A 16,314-nucleotide genomic window follows, 5' to 3' on the forward strand; every position below is an offset into this window, starting at 1 on the left:
ACAGGGGTTTCCCGAGGTCGCCAATCTGAGGGGGGCGGCATTCAGGCAAGCATTTCCCCGGGTTGGCCGACACTTAGGGTTCCGCCTTTGGTCACCTCGACATAGATTCCCATATCCATGTGCCCCATCAACTTCCTAATAAGATAGGGTATTTTCAAGTCACGCTCGGCCGTATCCGGGTTCACTTCAGTGGCCGCACACCTTTTCGTACGCGATAGTATCTTCAACTCAACATCGCCAAATCTCAGAACTGATCCGACCGCCTCCAATTCGAACAACGCAGGTAAGCCGTCTATCTCGATGTTCGCGCGGAACCGCGCTGGCTGGATCTCTGCGTTCAGTTTTTCACCCAACTCTCTCACCGACGCGCGATTAAGAACGGATATCGCGTTCATCATTTTTGGTGAGACGACGGACACATCCGTAAACCGATGAGGAGCGGACGAGACGAATTCCGGCAGTTCGGGATCTTTCAAGCCGATCTCTGAGGACAGGAAGCTTGCCGCATTCATCCGGTCTTCTGGTGTTCGCATATTGAAGCTTTGCGTTTTGCCGTTCGCTTTGATCTCAAGATCTTGGGTCTCAAAATCAAAACTCGTCTCGACGCCTGCCAGCGCTGCCTCATTCAACAGAACAACAAAGCGATCTTTCGGCAGTGGCTGAGGGTTCTGTGGGTCGAATCCGGAGTTGTAGCGCGCAAATCCGAACAGGCGATCACCCGGGATCCCCTCCCCTGCCCGCAGCGTCACGGTTTGCATCGGCTCGGCACTCAAGCCTTTGATTGGGTACCGGTTCAATCTGACGATAGAGAGCGTATTCATACGTCTGCCCCTGACCATACAAGTCATGCACGATCCAGAGTGGCCCGTGCGGTTTGACGCTATCTCCAATCCTCAAAGGTATCGACCGAATAATCCGCTAGAGCCTCATAAGCGGGTTCCAAAATCCGGTTGGCCGCATGATGGACGTGATCGTGAGCTGGGCCAATTTTGGCGGGTGCGGCCCTTTATGCCTCACTGCTGAAAATACATGCACACCGGCTAGATGGAATAAAGTTACATGAAATCAGTGACTAAGAGGACAATCAATCGTCAACCGCCGTCCGTTTGAGGTACGAACCTCAAAAATATCTAGACTTGATGTGCGTACCTCAAATAGCCTTGGAGGTATGCCGCGATTCGCACATCCTCGATTGACGGCGAAAAAAGGGAGGAATGGATGACTTACACAAAACTGGCCTCGGCCAGCGCAATAGTCCTTGCCGCTACTACTCTTTCCACCAAGGCGAATGCTGAAGATCTGACGCTTTGTTGGGCTGCATGGGACCCGGCCAACGCGCTTGTTGAGCTTTCAAAGGAATTCGAAGCTGAATCCGGGCATACGATGAACTTCGAGTTTGTTCCCTGGCCGAATTTTGCGGATCGGATGCTGAACGAGCTGAACTCTGGGGGCAAGCTCTGCGACTTGTTGATCGGTGACAGCCAGTGGATCGGCGGGGGCGCTGAGAATGGCCACTATGTCAAACTGAACGACTTCTTCGATGCTGAAGGCATCAGCATGGACGATTTCGCGCCGGCCACCGTCTATGCGTACTCGACCTGGCCCAAGGGCACGCCGAACTACTATGCGCTGCCAGCGATGGGCGATGCGAATGGCTGGTTCTACCGCAAGGACTGGTTCGAAAACCCCGACATCCAAGCCGCCTACAAAGAGGCGACGGGTCAGGATCTTCGCGAGCCTCAATCGCAAAAAGAACTCCTGCAGATCGCGCAGTTCTTCCAAGGTCGTGAGATCGACGGCAAGACTGTCTATGGCGCAGCCATCTTTACCGAGCGTGGCTCGGAAGGGATCACCATGGGTGTGACCGGAGCGCTGTATCCTTGGGGCTTCAAATACGAAAACACGCCGGGTTCCTATGACATGGAAGGCGCCGTGAACTCGCCCGAAGCGGTTGAAGCTCTGGAATTCTACAAGGAATTCTACGAAACGGCGACGCCTCCGGGATATACCAACTCTTACATGGGTGAGAGTCTGGACGCCTTTAAGTCCGGTCAGGTCGCCATGGCGATGAACTGGTTTGCGTTCTTCCCGGGTCTCTACGCCGATCCCAATACCGGCGGCGACAAGATCGACTTCTTTGTGAACCCACCACAAAATCAGGCAGGTTCGACACTGGGCGGACAAGGTATCTCTGTTGTCAGCTACTCTGACAAACAGGACGCCGCACTTGAGTACATCAAGTGGTTTGCACAACCGGACGTTCAGGCCAAATGGTGGGAGCTCGGCGGCTACTCGGCCCATAACTCCGTACTGGAAGATCCGGGTTTTGTTGACAGCCAGCCGTTTGCCGGTGACTTCCTGGAAGCGATGGCCGGGGTGCAGGATTTCTGGCAGGAGCCTGCTTATGCGGAACTGCTGCTGGCGATGCAGAAGCGCATCCACGACTACGTGGTTGCGGACCAGGGCACCGCTCAAGAAGCGCTTGACCTTCTGATCCAAGACTGGACCGAAGTCTTCGAAGACGAAGGCAAGCTGTAGTCCGGACACAGGCAGGAGCGGGTGCAATCCCGCTCCACCTTCACCCGTGAGTCCTAAACCAACAAGAGCTGGCAAAGAGATGTCTGACAGGACCGTAGATCGCGTTGCGCAGGCAACGCCCGAGCGAGTTGCGCGAAAAATCCGAGGATTATCCGACCGCGCGATCGCCTGGATTTTCATCTCCCCAACGATTTTTCTATTGCTGGCGATCAACATCTTTCCGTTGATCTGGACCATCCAGCTGAGCTTTACCAACTACAAGGCCAACCGGATCGGGCGCGAAGTCAAAGACGTCGGACTCAGGAACTACGAGCGTATCCTGACGGACTCGGATACCTGGCTGAATATGCAGGCAACAGCGCATTTCCTGTTCTGGACAATCTTTTTCCAGGTCCTGATCGGGTTCACGCTGGCGTGGTTGATCAACAAGAAATTCAAGGGCAACGATCTTTGGACCACGATCATCGTGCTGCCGATGATGCTGTCCCCGGCCGTCGTCGGGAATTTCTGGAAATTCCTGTATCAGCCTCAAATCGGCCTGTTCAACTACATCGTGTCCTGGTTCACCGGCAAGGACCCCTCAAGCTTTGAAATGCTGGGGTCGGTCACTTTGGCCCCTTGGGCGATCGTGATCGTTGACACCTGGATGTGGACCCCCTTCGTGATGCTGATCTGTCTGGCCGGGCTGCGCAGCATCCCCGACTACATCTACGAGGCGGCTGAGATCGACAGGGCCAGCAAGCTGCGGCAGTTCTTTACGATTACCATTCCGATGGTGCTGCCGTTCCTGATGCTCGCGGTGCTGTTTCGAGGGATCGAGAACTTCAAGATGTTCGACCTGGTTGTTCAGCTGACAGGCGGTGGGCCGGGATCTGTAACGGAACTCACCTCAATCAATCTCAAGCGAGAGGCGTTTGAGAAGTGGCGGACGGGCTACGCCTCGGCCTATGCGATCATCTTGTTCGTCACCGTGTTCGGCCTTGCGTCGATCTACGTCAAAGCCCTGAACAAGGTGAAACAGCGATGAGCAGTTTTTCGGTCACTGAACCTTCGAACCGGTCCAAATGGATCGCAGGCTTCCTGGTCATCACTTATGCGCTGATCACGATGATCCCGCTGGTTTGGATCTTGCTGACTGGCTTCAAGTCTCCGGCCGACGCGATCAGCTACCCGCCCAAAGTGGTCTTTGACCCAACGCTCGAAGGCTACGTAAACCTTTTCACCACACGCACCAGGCAGACGCAGGAGTTTCTGGAAGCCAACCCGCCGCAGAACTGGGCCGATGAGATCGTACGCCAATACGACATGGTGATCGTTGGGCCCTCCAAGTTCGGCGAGCGCTTCATGAATTCGGTCATCATCGGATTTGGCTCGACGTTCTTGAGTATCTTCCTTGGCACGTTGGCCGCCTATGCGTTCAGCCGATTTAAGGTCCCGCTTAAGGATGACCTTCTGTTCTTCATCCTGAGTACAAGGATGATGCCTCCGGTCGCTGTCGCCATCCCTATCTTCCTGATGTTCAGAAACCTCGGTTTAAGCGACACGCATCTCGGGATGATCCTGCTCTACACGGGCGTGAATATCTCCCTAGCGGTCTGGTTGCTGAAAGGATTCATCGACGAAATCCCCAGTGAGTACGAAGAAGCCGCCCTTATCGATGGGTACACGAGGTTTCAGGCCTTCTACAAAGTGGTGCTGCCGCAAGCCGCTACCGGAATTGCGTCAACTGCGATCTTCTGCCTGATCTTCGCCTGGAATGAGTACGCGTTCGCCGTGCTGCTGACATCCGCAAACGCGCAAACTGCACCACCGTTCATCCCGACCATCATCGGTATCGGCGGCTTGGACTGGCCTGCCGTTGCGGCCGGCGCGACGATCTTCCTGATCCCGGTCATGATTTTCACCATCCTGATGCGCAAACACTTGCTGCGCGGGATAACATTCGGAGCCGTACGCAAATGAGCGAGTTTCTTTCCGGATTGGTGCGGCTCCGCCGCGGCCCATGGGAGATGGTCGCAACCATCCTCATCGCACTGGGTGTCTTCATGCTGATGCAGCCCTTTGTCCTTTGGGCCTTCACTTATTCCTTCATCGTCACGCTGATCGGAACCGTCATGTTCATCATCGTCAGCCATTTCCCGGAGTAGAAATGGCCCAGATCGTAGTCAAAAACGTAAAGAAGATGTTCGGCGATTTCACGGCTGTCCGCGAAAGTTCGTTCACGATTGAAGACGGCGAGTTCTTCATGCTGCTGGGCCCCTCCGGTTGCGGGAAAACGACGACGCTGCGAATGATCGCGGGATTGGAGCTTCCAACGTCGGGCGAAATCTATCTGGACGGCGAAGAGATCAGCCAGCGGCCGCCATCAGAGCGGGACATTGCCTTCGTGTTCCAGATGTTCGCGCTGTATCCCCACATGAACGTGCGCAAGAACATCAGCTACCCGCTTATTTCGCAGGGCATGCCGCGCGCTGCTGTCAAAGCCAAAGTCGAAGAAGTCGCGGGAATACTAGGGATCAACGACATCCTCGACAGCCCGGTGGGTGGGCTTTCAGGTGGCGACAGGCAACGCGTGGCGCTGGGTCGCGCAATTGTTCGCGAACCCAAGGCGTTCATGATGGACGAACCTCTTGGCGCTTTGGATGCCGAGTTTCGTGAGCATATGGCCGAAGAACTGCGAGCGCTCCACGATCGCATGGGCGCAACCACTGTTTACGTCACACACGATCAGTTGGAAGCCATGCAAATGGGCGACAAGATCGTTGTGATGAACAACGCTGTGATCGAGCAATTCGGCACGCCTCAGGAAATCTACGACAAACCAGCGACGATGTTCGTTGCGGATTTTATCGGGTCTCCTTCGATGAACTTCCTGCCGTTTCAAGGAAAGGTCGCGCCTGGCTCGGAAATGGTTCGACTGAATGGCCATGACGAAGCCGTGCCCAAACTGATGGAAGGTGCGGAAGGTGACTTGGTTTTTGGCGTTCGACCCGAGCATGTTTTTCTGTCGGATGCCAGCGCCTACCGAGCCAAGGTCCTGGCCGCTGAATATCTGGGAACCACGCAGATCGTGACGCTGCAGAGTCCGAACGGAGAGCTGAAAGCCCGCATTGATGCTCGCGAAACCGTCAATCCCGGCGAGACGGTCGGATTGGAATTCCGCTCGTCTGCAGTGACCCTTTTCGAAAAATCTACCGGACGCGCGTTGAGGTCCGCACTGAACGACGAGGTACTGAGCAATGGCTGAAGTCGTTCTGGAAAACATTTCGAAGTCATTCGGCGACATCAAAGCGGTGGATGATATCTCAATGACGATCCCCAACGGCGCCTTTGTGGTGTTGTTGGGTCCAACGGGCGCGGGAAAAACAACGACGCTGAGACTGATATCCGGGCTTGAGAAACTGGCTTCAGGCACAGTTCGCATTGCCGGACGCGATGTAGGGATGGATACACCCGCCCAGCGCGACGTGGCGATGGTCTTCCAGCAATACTCGCTGTACCCGCATATGACGGTGCGTGAAAACCTGTCTTTCCCTCTGCGGTCGCCGATCCTGAAGACGCCAGAGGATGAGATCGCGAGGAAGGTCAAAGAAGTCTCGGAGATATTGCAGATCCCGCACAAGCTGGACAACAAAGCCACCGAATTGTCCGGCGGCGAAATGCAGCGTGTGTCGATAGGGCGGGCGCTGGTGCGCGACCCCCAGATCTTCCTAATGGACGAACCGCTCAGCTCTTTGGACGCCAAGCTTCGGGCGGATTTGCGGGTTGAACTGAAAAGAATTCAGGCCGACCTGGGATCAACCTTGCTTTATGTGACCCATGATCAGGTGGAAGCCATGACAATGGCCACGCATATCGGCGTTTTGGAAAACGGCAGGCTGGTTCAGTACGGTACCCCTCGCGATATCTACGAAAATCCCGGCAGCGTTTACGTGGCCAGCAGGTTGGGTCTGCCACGGATTAACATCCTTCCGTCCGAGTTGTTCGGAGGCGACCACAAAGGTCCGCAGATTGGTCTTCGCCCGGAAAACATCGTTGAAGGTGAAGGCAGTGAGGCGCGCGTGATACGCGCCGAGCATCTGGGCGATCAAACACGACTGCACCTGGACCTAAACGGTCACCCGGTCGTGACGTTGATAGATGTCCACCAGGACTATCCATCTGGAAAAATTATAAAAATCCGCCCCCACAACCCATTGTATTTTGACGCGTCCGGCGCGCGGGTGAATTAAGGAGCAAAGCATGGCCCAGTTCCTCAACACAAAAGAAACTCTGGTAACAGATGCCATAGACGGACTACTGGCCTCCTCTGGAGGGAGGCTTACCCGGCTGGACGGCTACCCGCATATCAAAGTTGTCTACAGGTCGGATTGGGACAAGTCGAAGGTGGCGTTGGTGTCCGGTGGAGGGTCAGGTCACGAACCCGCCCATGCGGGCTTTGTTGGCGCCGGTATGCTGACGGCCGCAGTCTGCGGCGAAGTGTTTGCGTCCCCGTCTGTCGAGGCGGTTCTGGCGGGCATTCTTGCAGTCACGGGTGAGGCTGGGTGCTTGCTGATCGTCAAGAATTATACCGGTGACCGGCTGAACTTTGGGCTGGCCGCTGAACGCGCCCGTGCATTGGGTCGCAAGGTTGAGATGGTGGTCGTCGACGACGACATCGCCCTGCCCGACCTGCCGCAACCACGCGGCGTGGCAGGCACGTTGTTCGTGCACAAAATCGCCGGAGCGCTTGCGGAAAACGGTGCTGACCTGGACACCGTTGCCAAAGCAGCCAGTAGCACCATCGAAAAAGTTGTCAGCATCGGTATGAGCCTGGACACCTGTACCGTTCCGGGATCTCCGAAAGAAGACAGGATCGCACCCGGCAAGGCGGAACTTGGCTTGGGCATCCATGGCGAGCCGGGTGTGCAGCAAGTCGAGTTCTCAAATGCCGTCTCGGCCATGTCCACAGTGGTGGAGAAACTGAGGCAACGGCTTGGGGCTGGGGAATGTGTGGCGTTGGTCAACAACCTCGGCTCCACGACTCCGCTGGAAATGGCTGTCCTAACACACGCCTTGTCCGAGACCGGTATAGCCCACCATATCATCGGCCCGGCCCCCATGATGACATCGCTGGATATGCACGGGTTTTCTGTTTCCATTCTCCCCGTGGATCAGGCCGATTTGTCAGCTCTTGAAGCACCTGTTGATCTGGCCGCGTGGCCCAGGGTCAATTCCATCGACCCGATCAAAGTGGCACCATTGCCTGACGGCCTGACGCCGATCGATCCAATTCCTTCGAACAATCCCACCACAAGGGAAACGATCTCGCGCTTGTCTGAACTCCTCATCAACGCTGAGAAGAACCTGAACGAACTGGACGCGAAATCCGGTGATGGCGATACAGGAAGCACATTGGCGACGGCCGCAAGAGCGCTGCAAGGCAGCCTGGACCGCATGCCGCTCGCTGATTTGACTCAGCTGTTTCCGGCGTTGGGCAATGAATTGAGCCAGACTATGGGTGGCTCCTCCGGCGTGATACTTGCAATTTTCTTCAACGCAGCTGGTGATGCATGTGCCAATGGGGCGACCGTTGCCAAATCCTTGGAAGAAGGCCTGAAACGCGTCAGCCAAGTTGGAGGCGCCAAGGTCGGCGACAGAACTATGATTGACGCCTTGGCACCCGCGCTTGCCGCTCTCCCGTCGGGGTTGGCCCATGCAGCAAGTGCCGCCCGCGAAGGAGCGAACAAAACGGCCAAAATTCGCCGTGCGAAGGCGGGCCGAGCAGCCTATGTTCCCGAAGAAAACCTAGTTGGACATAACGATCCCGGCGCTGAGGCCGTTGCCTTGTTGTTCGAGGGCTTGGCGCGGGAGCTTGAGGGCTGAAGAACACGTGGCAGACCAAAAACAAAAACTAGAATTGGTGAAGAAGCCAACCGTCAATGACATCGCGCGGGTTGCGGGTGTCAGTTTGGCCACTGTGGACCGGGTCTTGAACAGGCGCCCCGGCGTGCGCGCAGTAACCGTTCAGAAAGTACAAAAGGCAATTGATGAGCTGGGGTATGTGCGCGACACCGCCGCGGCCAACCTCGCACGAAACCGGGTTTACAATTTCCTTTTTGTTTTGCCGGACACCGACAATGAATTTGTGGAAGCGATCAGCAACCAGATCGCAGAGCAATCCCGTGACCAGTTTATCGAGCGGACACGCATTACGATCAAAAGGGTCGCTCCGTTTGAACCGCAGGATATCGTCAACATTCTGGATGCTGTCGATAGTTTGGATGTTGATGGAGTTGCCGTTTTCGGACCCGAAACGCCTTCTGTTCGCGATGCGGTGAGACGGCTCAAGGACAAAGGGGTCCCGGTGGTTGCCTTGGTGTCTGACCTGCCGAGTTCCGAGCGAGACCACTTTGTAGGAATTGACAACGTTTCCGCAGGACGAACCGCCGGTCAATTGATGGGGCGGTTCGTGCATCGGGAGGGCAAGGTCCTGGTTCTGACTGGCTCTCGTTTGGCACGTGACCACCTGGAGCGTCGCCAGGGCTTTGATCTTGTTGTGGCCGAGGAGTTTCCGCATCTCGAAGTCGTGGCGTCTGTTGAGGGCCGGGATGACCCGGATCTGATTTACAAGATGATGCCCGAGATCTTCGAAACCTACCCGGATCTGGTCGGAATATACTCGTCAGCAGCGGGCAATGCCGGCCTTATTCAATTCCTTTCGGAAAACAAGCTCAGCAAGGATCTGGTGATCATAGCGCATGAGCTGACTCCGCTTAGTCGAGAGGCTCTGAGGCTTGGCACGTTTGACGCCCTGATCTCGCAAGACACCGGGCACATTGTTCGTTCAGCCGTCCGTCTTCTGCGTGCGACTTCAGACAAGGTCCCATTCAACAAAGCGCAGGAACGTATCCGTATCGACATCTATCTGAGGGAAAATTTACCGCCATAGCGGCTTAGGTTTTGGGGAGGAAACTTATGAAAACGATCAAAGGTCCAGCATTATTTCTTGCACAATTCGCAGGGGACGAAGCACCGTTCAATTCGTGGGACGCGATTACCAAATGGGCGGCTGACTGTGGATACAAGGGCGTCCAAGTTCCCAGTTGGGATGGCCGGTTGTTCGACCTTGAACAGGCCGCGTCCAGCACCGGTTACTGCGATGACTTCAAAGGCAAAGCCAGGGAAAATGGCGTCGAAGTCACTGAACTGTCAACGCACCTTCAGGGTCAACTTGTGGCCGTTCACCCGGCCTATGACAGCGCCTTTGATGGCTTTGCCGCCGAGAGAGTCAGAGGAAACCCGAAAGCCCGGCAAGAATGGGCCGTGGACCAGGTAAAAAAAGCATTGTCCGCTTCGAAGAACCTGGGCATTTCGGCGCATGCGACATTCTCGGGCGCGTTGGCGTGGCCCTACGTCTATCCCTGGCCGCAGCGCCCTGCCGGCTTGATTGAGACGGCATTTGATGAACTCGCCCGCCGCTGGGGGCCAATCCTTGATCACGCCGAGGAATGCGGCGTCGATGTCTGCTACGAAATTCACCCCGGAGAGGACCTCCACGACGGCGTGACCTACGAGATGTTCCTCGAACGGACAGGCAATCACCCACGGGCCTGCATGTTGTACGACCCCTCGCACTACGTACTGCAATGCCTCGACTATCTGGACAATATCGACATCTACAAGGATCGGATCCGGATGTTCCATGTCAAAGATGCCGAGTTCAACCCGACCGGGCGGCAAGGGGTTTATTCAGGATACCAAAGCTGGGTGGATCGTGCCGGCCGGTTCCGGTCGCTTGGTGATGGCCAGGTGGATTTCGGGGCAGTCTTCTCAAAAATGGCGGCGAACGACTTTGATGGCTGGGCTGTGGTCGAATGGGAATGCTGTCTCAAACACCCCGAGGATGGAGCGCGTGAGGGCGCTCAGTTTGTGTCGGATCACATCATCCGTGTGACCGAGAAAGCCTTTGATGATTTCGCGGACGGTGGCGCTGACGAAGCCGCCAATCGCAAAATGCTGGGGATCGAATAATGGTTACAGGACGCAGTGAAGAAGCCTCGGGTCGCATTCGGCTTGGCATGGTCGGCGGCGGAAATGACGCCTTCATAGGCGGCGTTCATCGCATAGCGGCGCGATTGGATGACAGGTTCGAACTGGTTGCCGGCGCTTTGTCTTCGACGCCCGAAAAATCCATTGAAAGCGGCCGGGCATTGGGTCTCGAACGGGTCTATGAAGACTTCAAACAAATGGCGATCCGGGAAGCCCGGCTCAAATCCGGGATCGAGGCGGTCTCAATCGTCACGCCAAATCACGTCCACTATGCCGCCGCGCGTGAATTCCTGAAACGTGGGATTCACGTCATTTGTGACAAGCCACTCACCTCGACCCTTGCCGATGCAAAAAAACTGGTCAAAGCGGCGGAAAGCGCGAATGCCCTGTTCATACTGACCCACAACTACACGGGCTACCCGATGGTTCGGCAGGCGCGTGAAATGGTTGCCAACGGTGATATTGGCAAAATCCGCGTTGTCCAGGTTGAATACCCGCAGGATTGGCTGACCGAGCAGCAGGATTTCAAACAGGCGGAGTGGCGAACCGATCCGGAACGCTCGGGCGCGGGCGGATCAACCGGTGACATCGGGACCCATGCCTACAACCTCGCTTGTTTTGTGACCGGGCTGAGGGCGGAAAGCCTTGCGGCGGATCTGCAGGCCTTCGTCCCGGGGCGCCAAGTCGATGACAACGCACATGTCTTGCTTCGCTTCGAAGGCGGAGCACGGGGTATGCTGTGGTCCTCTCAGGTGGCTCCCGGCAACGAAAACGCACTTCGGTTGCGGGTCTACGGCGAAAAAGGTGGGCTGGAGTGGGCTCAGGAAGACCCGAACTATCTCTGGTTCACGCCCTACAACGAACCAAAGCGTCTGATCACCCGCAATGGCGCTGGAGCTGGTGACGCTGCCAATCGCTTGAGCAGAGTTCCTCCGGGCCATCCCGAAGGATATCTTGAAGGGTTCGCCAATATTTACGGAGAGGCTGCTGAGGCGATCCAGGCTTTCCGAAATGGGATTTCACCTGAGGCGTCCGTTGTTTACCCAACCGTGCACGACGGGCTAGACGGCGTCAAATTTGTAGCCGCATGTGTGCAAAGCTCGTCCAGAAACGCGGCTTGGGTCAAGTTGGAGTAAGTCTGGCTGTGGGCATAGGGTAGGCACCGGATACTGAGCCAGCCAACCCTTCCCTGCCCCTCGGCTCGTCCAACCACCAGTTCGCCGCAGTATTGAAACTCTGTGGCCGCCAAAATCATAGCCCGCCGGGCAAAGCAACTCTTCGCCGCATCGTCCACCAATGGCCGCTCTGCGGACGAAGCCACCAACGCGGCCGGCAAGTACAAATGGCCCGAACCGGCCCACAAAGGAACCATCGGTATGAGCGTCTGTTCAGCACAGCAGCTCAATGATGTCAGCCACCGCTTTCAGAAAGATCGCCGCAACAGGAGGCGATCACGGAAAAACTGGATGGGTACGAATAGTCTCCAACCGTCACGTATCCGCTGCCGGATTCTGAGGTCTCGGTTTGCGCCTCTAGGCCAAGCAACCCAGCGCGGAAGCCCCCTCGATTTGACGACCCCGTATTTTTTCTGATAGACCGCGCGCCCTTTCCCAAAAATAGGAGGACCTGCAGATGTGGGTAGCATTCTCGACGCCCGAGGGTTCGGGCTTTTTCTCAGCCGTTGCCAAGGAGGAGGACGGCAACACCAGCGGGCCGCACATGGGATCCCGCGTCTGCCTGCGGTTTCGCCGCCGTTGGCGCCCAGACGGCTTACATCGAACCTGGGAGCCCGTGGGAGAACGGATACTGTGAAAGCTTCAACGGCAGGTTCAGAGGCGAGCTGCTCAACGGCGAAATCTTCTACAGCCTTCGAGAAGCTCAAATTCTGATCGAACAATGGAGGAAACACTACAACACAAAACGCCCCCACAGTGCTCTGGGCTATCGCCCGCCAGCGTCTGAAACCATCATCCCGATGGATCAGAGGCCGATGATGCACTAACAATCAACTTGGACAAGTCAGATGAGGCTGATCACTCCCCCGCAACTTAGTTGCCTGCATCTGTCAGCAAAACTAAAGGATTTTCTGAGGCTGACAGGCAAACCGGTCTATGAAGACTCTCAAATAGTAAAAGTGTGAAAAACGATGAATGAATCGCCAGCTATGATCAGGAAAACCAGTTTTCCATGCAGTCTCCGAAAATGTGGCTGCCAAACCAGTTCATTCATCTGGGTCTCAAAGCGCAAAAAAGTAATATACTTCGAAACGCCCAAAGCCGCCTGCTCCTCGATCAAAGACCATCTCGGGATCAGTCAGGTCAAAACCTTTGCGGATCGGTGTCGCAGTTGGCGATACGGGTTTAAGATGCTGACCGGTGTGACCCCTCTTGAAGCAATAGAGATGCATCCTAGATTTTTCAGCTTCACCGTTGTGCGTGATCCTGTAGCCCGAACGATCTCCAACTACTCGATGTTTACCCAAAGCGGACATGAGTTTCGCGAGCAACAAATCGAAGAGGTCTTTGGAAAGCCTTTTGAGACCATCGACTTCCCAGAGTTTTGCCGCTCTTTGGGAACTCGCAGCAATCACCATTGGGCACCATATGTGGACTATTTTCCAATCAAGGATAACACAATTCAGATCGACCACATTTGCCGGATGGAAAGTTTGAGCAGGGATTGGGCTGTTGTCGCTCAAAAAATCGGCTGCTCGCCGACGCTCCCCAGGGCCAACAAAAGCAAATCCGTAAAAATACATCCCGCGAAGCAGGATCTAGAAAACATTGTGGCTCATTTTTCCGAAGATTATCGCCTACTGGGGTATGAGCATCCCGTATAATCGCTAAGCGTCCCGCACGACTTGGCATAGACAGAATATTCGAAACCACGTATGGATATATCTTGAATAATGAAACACTGTTAAAGCGGGCATCTCCCGTAAAATCAGTTGTTAAAAATACACAAATTTGAGGCGATGTGAGAGCTATATGAAGCGATTGATTATAGATCTGGATGATACCATAACCAACGGCGCAAGCTCACCGAACTATGCAACCAAAGCCCCAAACCAAGCCGTAGTAGAGCGCCTTCGCGAGTATCACAAGCGTGGGTTTGAGATTGTCATTCACACCAGCCGAAACATGCACACCCATTCCGGAAACGTAGGGAAAATAAACGTAAGGACGCTCCCCGGTATCACGGCATGGTTGGAAAAACACGAAATCCCACATGATGAAATCTGGGTCGGAAAGCCCTGGTGTGGTTTCGAAGGTTTTTACATCGATGACAAAGCAATTCGCCCGGATGAATTTGTTTCTCTTAGCTATGATGAAATCCGCAAGCTGACAAAAATAGACAAATCGTGACAACTGCCCCGAAGAGACCGCAATCGTGCTGATCATCATGTCGGGTCGCCGCGTCAGCCCCGAAATCGCGCATCAATTTGGAATGCTCCCCCCCAGTTTTTTGCCACTGGGACAAGGCAGGCTGTATTCTCACCAGGCCAAACTCGCTCTCGGCGAACGTTGTATTCTTACACTTCCCGATGACTACGAAATATCCAGCGTGGATAAGGCCATGCTGGATCAAAGCAACATCGAGATTCTCCAGCAGCCAGAAACTTTGCCAATCAGAGGGGCAATTGCCGGCGTACTTGACTCGTTGAAACCACAAGAAAATGTCAGAATTCTGTACGGTGATACTTTGGTCCGGATGTCGAACGAAGACCTGCTTCAGGGCGATATCGTCGCTGTTAAAGACAGTACAGCAAACTACCTCTGGGCCTTCGCCGAATGTGACGACACCGGCGCGTTGATGCGTTTTTCGGAAGACCCACCCAAATACCAAAGCACTCGTCGGATTGTCTCCGGCTATTTCAACTTCTCAGACCCCGAGAAACTGCACGCCGCCTGCGTCGAAGACAAAATCACCGGCGCACTCAACAGTTATCATCAAAACAAAGGCCTCTCGCTCACCGAACCCGAAGAATGGTATGACTTTGGCCACTTGCCGCTCTACTTCAGATCAAAACGAGACATGCTAACGGCTCGCTCGTTTAACGAGGTGAAATTTGAAGACGGCTACACCGTCAAACGATCCAAGAAAGTTGCGAAAATTCGCGCCGAAGCCAATTGGTACGAAAATATTCCGAACAGGCTGCGCCTCCACACGCCGCGATATCTCGGTCGGGCTGAAGGAGACTATCAGGCGGGTTATGCCCTTGAATATGTTCATCACCCCTTACTTGCCGATCTGCATGTGTTTGGCGAACTCTCGCTGGCAAATTGGCTCGAAATTCTGCGTGGCTGTATCGACTTCTTACAAGAATGCCGTAACCTGCGCCCGCAGGAGTTCAGTCCCGAAGCGTCAGAAGAATTTGCAAGCGATTTTTTCCAAGACATGTATGTTCGCAAAACTTGGGGGCGGCTCGAGCATTTCTCCGAAACATCTGGTATCTCTCTGAATCAACAGATCACGGTCAATGGCACATTGCTTCCGAGTATCAAACAAGTTGTTACCGAGCTGCTTGCAGAAATCCCCGCCACCTCGCCAGATGACATTTGCATGTGGCACGGCGACTTTTTCTTCGGAAACATTTTCTACGATTTCACCGCAGGCCGTGTGATCTGCATCGATCCCCGCGGTCAATTGTCATCCGGCGAGCAAAGCCTGTACGGCGATTATCGATATGACTTGGGCAAGCTGGCTCATTCCATTCTCGGCAAATACGACAAGATAGTACTCGGCCGATCAGTATTGGACGAGCATACAGGTTTTGACTGGAGCATTGCGGTGGCTTCTACGTCTTTTGATAAAGAGGTCGAAGAGATATTCTTCCAGCAAGTATCAGCTTCCTTCGGACTACAGAAAACCGAATTGATGGCACACATGGGACTATTATTCTTCACCATGCTACCGCTTCACGAGGAAGCCCCCCAACGCCAAAAGATGTTGCTGTGCTCTGGCTTGCTGGCTTACGCACGACTGCAAGGAACCAAGACATGATCGTTATTCCCATGGCGGGGCTAAGCTCCCGATTTTATCGCAGCGGATACACTAAACCAAAGTATATGTTGAACGTGTACGGTCGTAGCGTTTTTCGTAATGCGGTACAAAGCTTCCAACATTATTTCGGAAAAGAGCACTTTCTGTTCATCTACCGTGAAATCGATGACACCAGAGCCTTTCTCGTTCGTGAGCTTCAAGAGATGGGACTTTCTACCGATATGTATCAGCTTGCCGAGCTCAGCCACGAAACCAGCGGGCAAGCAGAAACCGTAGCCCTCGGCCTGCGCGCGACCGATATTTCAGCCGATGAGCCGCTCACCATCTTTAACATTGATACATTCCGCCCCGGTTTTCGGTATCCGACCGAGTTCGACCTATCCGACACGGATGGCTATGTCGAAGTTTTCAAAGGGGAAGGCGAGCATTGGTCATTCGTGCGCCCAGACAGCACCCCAAACATAGCCCTTGAAGTAGCCGAGAAGGTTAGAATTTCTGATCTCTGCAGCTCTGGCCTGTACTATTTCAAAAGCGCCAAGTTTTTCTTTTCTTTATATCAACAAATAGAAACGACGGACCCAAAAGAGCTACAAGGCGGAGAGCGATATATTGCTCCGCTTTACAATCGCGCAATCCAGCAAGGTGCAAAGATCTACTACCACACCATTCCGATCAAAGAGGTCATCTTCTGTGGAACGCCCGATGAATACGAGGCATTGAAGCGCGCCGAAAGTTAAGGCG

Annotated in this window: 15 protein-coding genes and 1 pseudogene; 15 read left to right on the top strand and 1 reads right to left on the bottom strand. The window is 54.6% G+C overall.

Annotated elements, in window-relative coordinates:
* Positions 1–41: 41 nt before the first annotated feature.
* A complete protein-coding gene (locus K3752_RS13520; protein WP_260063520.1) occupies positions 42–821 on the bottom strand; it encodes an MOSC domain-containing protein in 780 nt (259 codons plus the stop codon).
* A 397-nt stretch (positions 822–1,218) separates the two neighbouring features.
* Here K3752_RS13520 and K3752_RS13525 point away from each other — a divergent pair, with 397 nt between their 5' ends.
* From K3752_RS13525 to K3752_RS13595, 15 genes and pseudogenes are all read left to right on the top strand, one after another.
* A complete protein-coding gene (locus K3752_RS13525) occupies positions 1,219–2,538 on the top strand; it encodes an ABC transporter substrate-binding protein (protein ID WP_093965439.1) in 1,320 nt (439 codons plus the stop codon).
* Positions 2,539–2,617: 79 nt separating this feature from the next.
* Positions 2,618–3,565, top strand: a complete 948-nt coding sequence (locus K3752_RS13530) for a carbohydrate ABC transporter permease (protein WP_170332156.1) — start codon at positions 2,618–2,620, stop codon at positions 3,563–3,565.
* Positions 3,562–4,500, top strand: coding sequence for a carbohydrate ABC transporter permease (locus tag K3752_RS13535; RefSeq protein WP_260063521.1), 939 nt, complete (start codon positions 3,562–3,564; stop codon positions 4,498–4,500). The genes K3752_RS13530 and K3752_RS13535 overlap by 4 nt, the downstream gene beginning before the upstream one ends.
* Positions 4,497–4,685, top strand: coding sequence for a hypothetical protein (locus tag K3752_RS13540; RefSeq protein WP_170343500.1), 189 nt, complete (start codon positions 4,497–4,499; stop codon positions 4,683–4,685). Before K3752_RS13535 ends, K3752_RS13540 begins: the two co-directional genes overlap by 4 nt.
* Positions 4,686–4,687: 2 nt before the next feature.
* Positions 4,688–5,785 (top strand): ABC transporter ATP-binding protein, encoded by a 1,098-nt coding sequence (locus K3752_RS13545; protein WP_170368062.1) that lies wholly within the window; start codon positions 4,688–4,690, stop codon positions 5,783–5,785.
* Positions 5,778–6,770 (top strand): ABC transporter ATP-binding protein, encoded by a 993-nt coding sequence (locus K3752_RS13550; RefSeq protein ID WP_260063522.1) that lies wholly within the window; start codon positions 5,778–5,780, stop codon positions 6,768–6,770. Before K3752_RS13545 ends, K3752_RS13550 begins: the two co-directional genes overlap by 8 nt.
* 10 nt (positions 6,771–6,780) lie before the next feature.
* Positions 6,781–8,403, top strand: coding sequence for a dihydroxyacetone kinase subunit DhaK (locus K3752_RS13555; protein WP_260063523.1), 1,623 nt, complete (start codon positions 6,781–6,783; stop codon positions 8,401–8,403).
* Between the two features lie 7 nt (positions 8,404–8,410).
* Positions 8,411–9,469 carry a LacI family DNA-binding transcriptional regulator gene (locus K3752_RS13560; protein ID WP_170343496.1) on the top strand — a complete coding sequence of 353 codons (1,059 nt, stop codon included), beginning with the start codon at positions 8,411–8,413 and terminating at the stop codon, positions 9,467–9,469.
* Between the two features lie 26 nt (positions 9,470–9,495).
* Positions 9,496–10,551, top strand: a complete 1,056-nt coding sequence (locus K3752_RS13565; protein WP_260063524.1) for a sugar phosphate isomerase/epimerase — start codon at positions 9,496–9,498, stop codon at positions 10,549–10,551.
* Complete coding sequence (locus K3752_RS13570; protein ID WP_170366381.1) at positions 10,551–11,705, top strand: Gfo/Idh/MocA family protein; 1,155 nt, start codon at positions 10,551–10,553, stop codon at positions 11,703–11,705. The genes K3752_RS13565 and K3752_RS13570 overlap by 1 nt, the downstream gene beginning before the upstream one ends.
* A 611-nt stretch (positions 11,706–12,316) precedes the next feature.
* Positions 12,317–12,571: pseudogene (locus tag K3752_RS13575) on the top strand (transposase); the annotation flags it as partial.
* 144 nt (positions 12,572–12,715) lie between these two features.
* Positions 12,716–13,408, top strand: a complete 693-nt coding sequence (locus tag K3752_RS13580; protein WP_260063525.1) for a sulfotransferase family protein — start codon at positions 12,716–12,718, stop codon at positions 13,406–13,408.
* Positions 13,409–13,556: 148 nt separating this feature from the next.
* On the top strand, positions 13,557–13,934 hold the full coding sequence (locus tag K3752_RS13585; protein ID WP_260063526.1) for a hypothetical protein: 378 nt from the start codon (positions 13,557–13,559) through the stop codon (positions 13,932–13,934).
* Between the two features lie 25 nt (positions 13,935–13,959).
* Positions 13,960–15,573, top strand: a complete 1,614-nt coding sequence (locus K3752_RS13590) for an aminoglycoside phosphotransferase family protein (RefSeq protein WP_260063527.1) — start codon at positions 13,960–13,962, stop codon at positions 15,571–15,573.
* On the top strand, positions 15,570–16,310 hold the full coding sequence (locus K3752_RS13595) for a glycosyltransferase family 2 protein (RefSeq protein ID WP_260063528.1): 741 nt from the start codon (positions 15,570–15,572) through the stop codon (positions 16,308–16,310). Before K3752_RS13590 ends, K3752_RS13595 begins: the two co-directional genes overlap by 4 nt.
* Positions 16,311–16,314: the final 4 nt, after the last annotated feature.

The organism is Ruegeria sp. B32, from assembly GCF_025141855.1.
GTDB classification, from domain to species: domain Bacteria; phylum Pseudomonadota; class Alphaproteobacteria; order Rhodobacterales; family Rhodobacteraceae; genus Ruegeria; species Ruegeria arenilitoris.

Bases quoted from the DNA above. Each gene is read 5' to 3' on its own strand.
- K3752_RS13580 (WP_260063525.1), top strand. From the start codon at position 12,716: ATGAATGAATCGCCAGCTATGATCAGGAAAACCAGTTTTCCATGCAGT.
- K3752_RS13540 (WP_170343500.1), top strand. From the start codon at position 4,497: ATGAGCGAGTTTCTTTCCGGATTGGTGCGGCTCCGCCGCGGCCCATGG.
- K3752_RS13520 (WP_260063520.1), bottom strand. From the start codon at position 821: ATGAATACGCTCTCTATCGTCAGATTGAACCGGTACCCAATCAAAGGC.
- K3752_RS13585 (WP_260063526.1), top strand. From the start codon at position 13,557: ATGAAGCGATTGATTATAGATCTGGATGATACCATAACCAACGGCGCA.
- K3752_RS13550 (WP_260063522.1), top strand. From the start codon at position 5,778: ATGGCTGAAGTCGTTCTGGAAAACATTTCGAAGTCATTCGGCGACATC.
- K3752_RS13530 (WP_170332156.1), top strand. From the start codon at position 2,618: ATGTCTGACAGGACCGTAGATCGCGTTGCGCAGGCAACGCCCGAGCGA.
- K3752_RS13545 (WP_170368062.1), top strand. From the start codon at position 4,688: ATGGCCCAGATCGTAGTCAAAAACGTAAAGAAGATGTTCGGCGATTTC.
- K3752_RS13535 (WP_260063521.1), top strand. From the start codon at position 3,562: ATGAGCAGTTTTTCGGTCACTGAACCTTCGAACCGGTCCAAATGGATC.
- K3752_RS13595 (WP_260063528.1), top strand. From the start codon at position 15,570: ATGATCGTTATTCCCATGGCGGGGCTAAGCTCCCGATTTTATCGCAGC.
- K3752_RS13525 (WP_093965439.1), top strand. From the start codon at position 1,219: ATGACTTACACAAAACTGGCCTCGGCCAGCGCAATAGTCCTTGCCGCT.
- K3752_RS13570 (WP_170366381.1), top strand. From the start codon at position 10,551: ATGGTTACAGGACGCAGTGAAGAAGCCTCGGGTCGCATTCGGCTTGGC.
- K3752_RS13555 (WP_260063523.1), top strand. From the start codon at position 6,781: ATGGCCCAGTTCCTCAACACAAAAGAAACTCTGGTAACAGATGCCATA.
- K3752_RS13565 (WP_260063524.1), top strand. From the start codon at position 9,496: ATGAAAACGATCAAAGGTCCAGCATTATTTCTTGCACAATTCGCAGGG.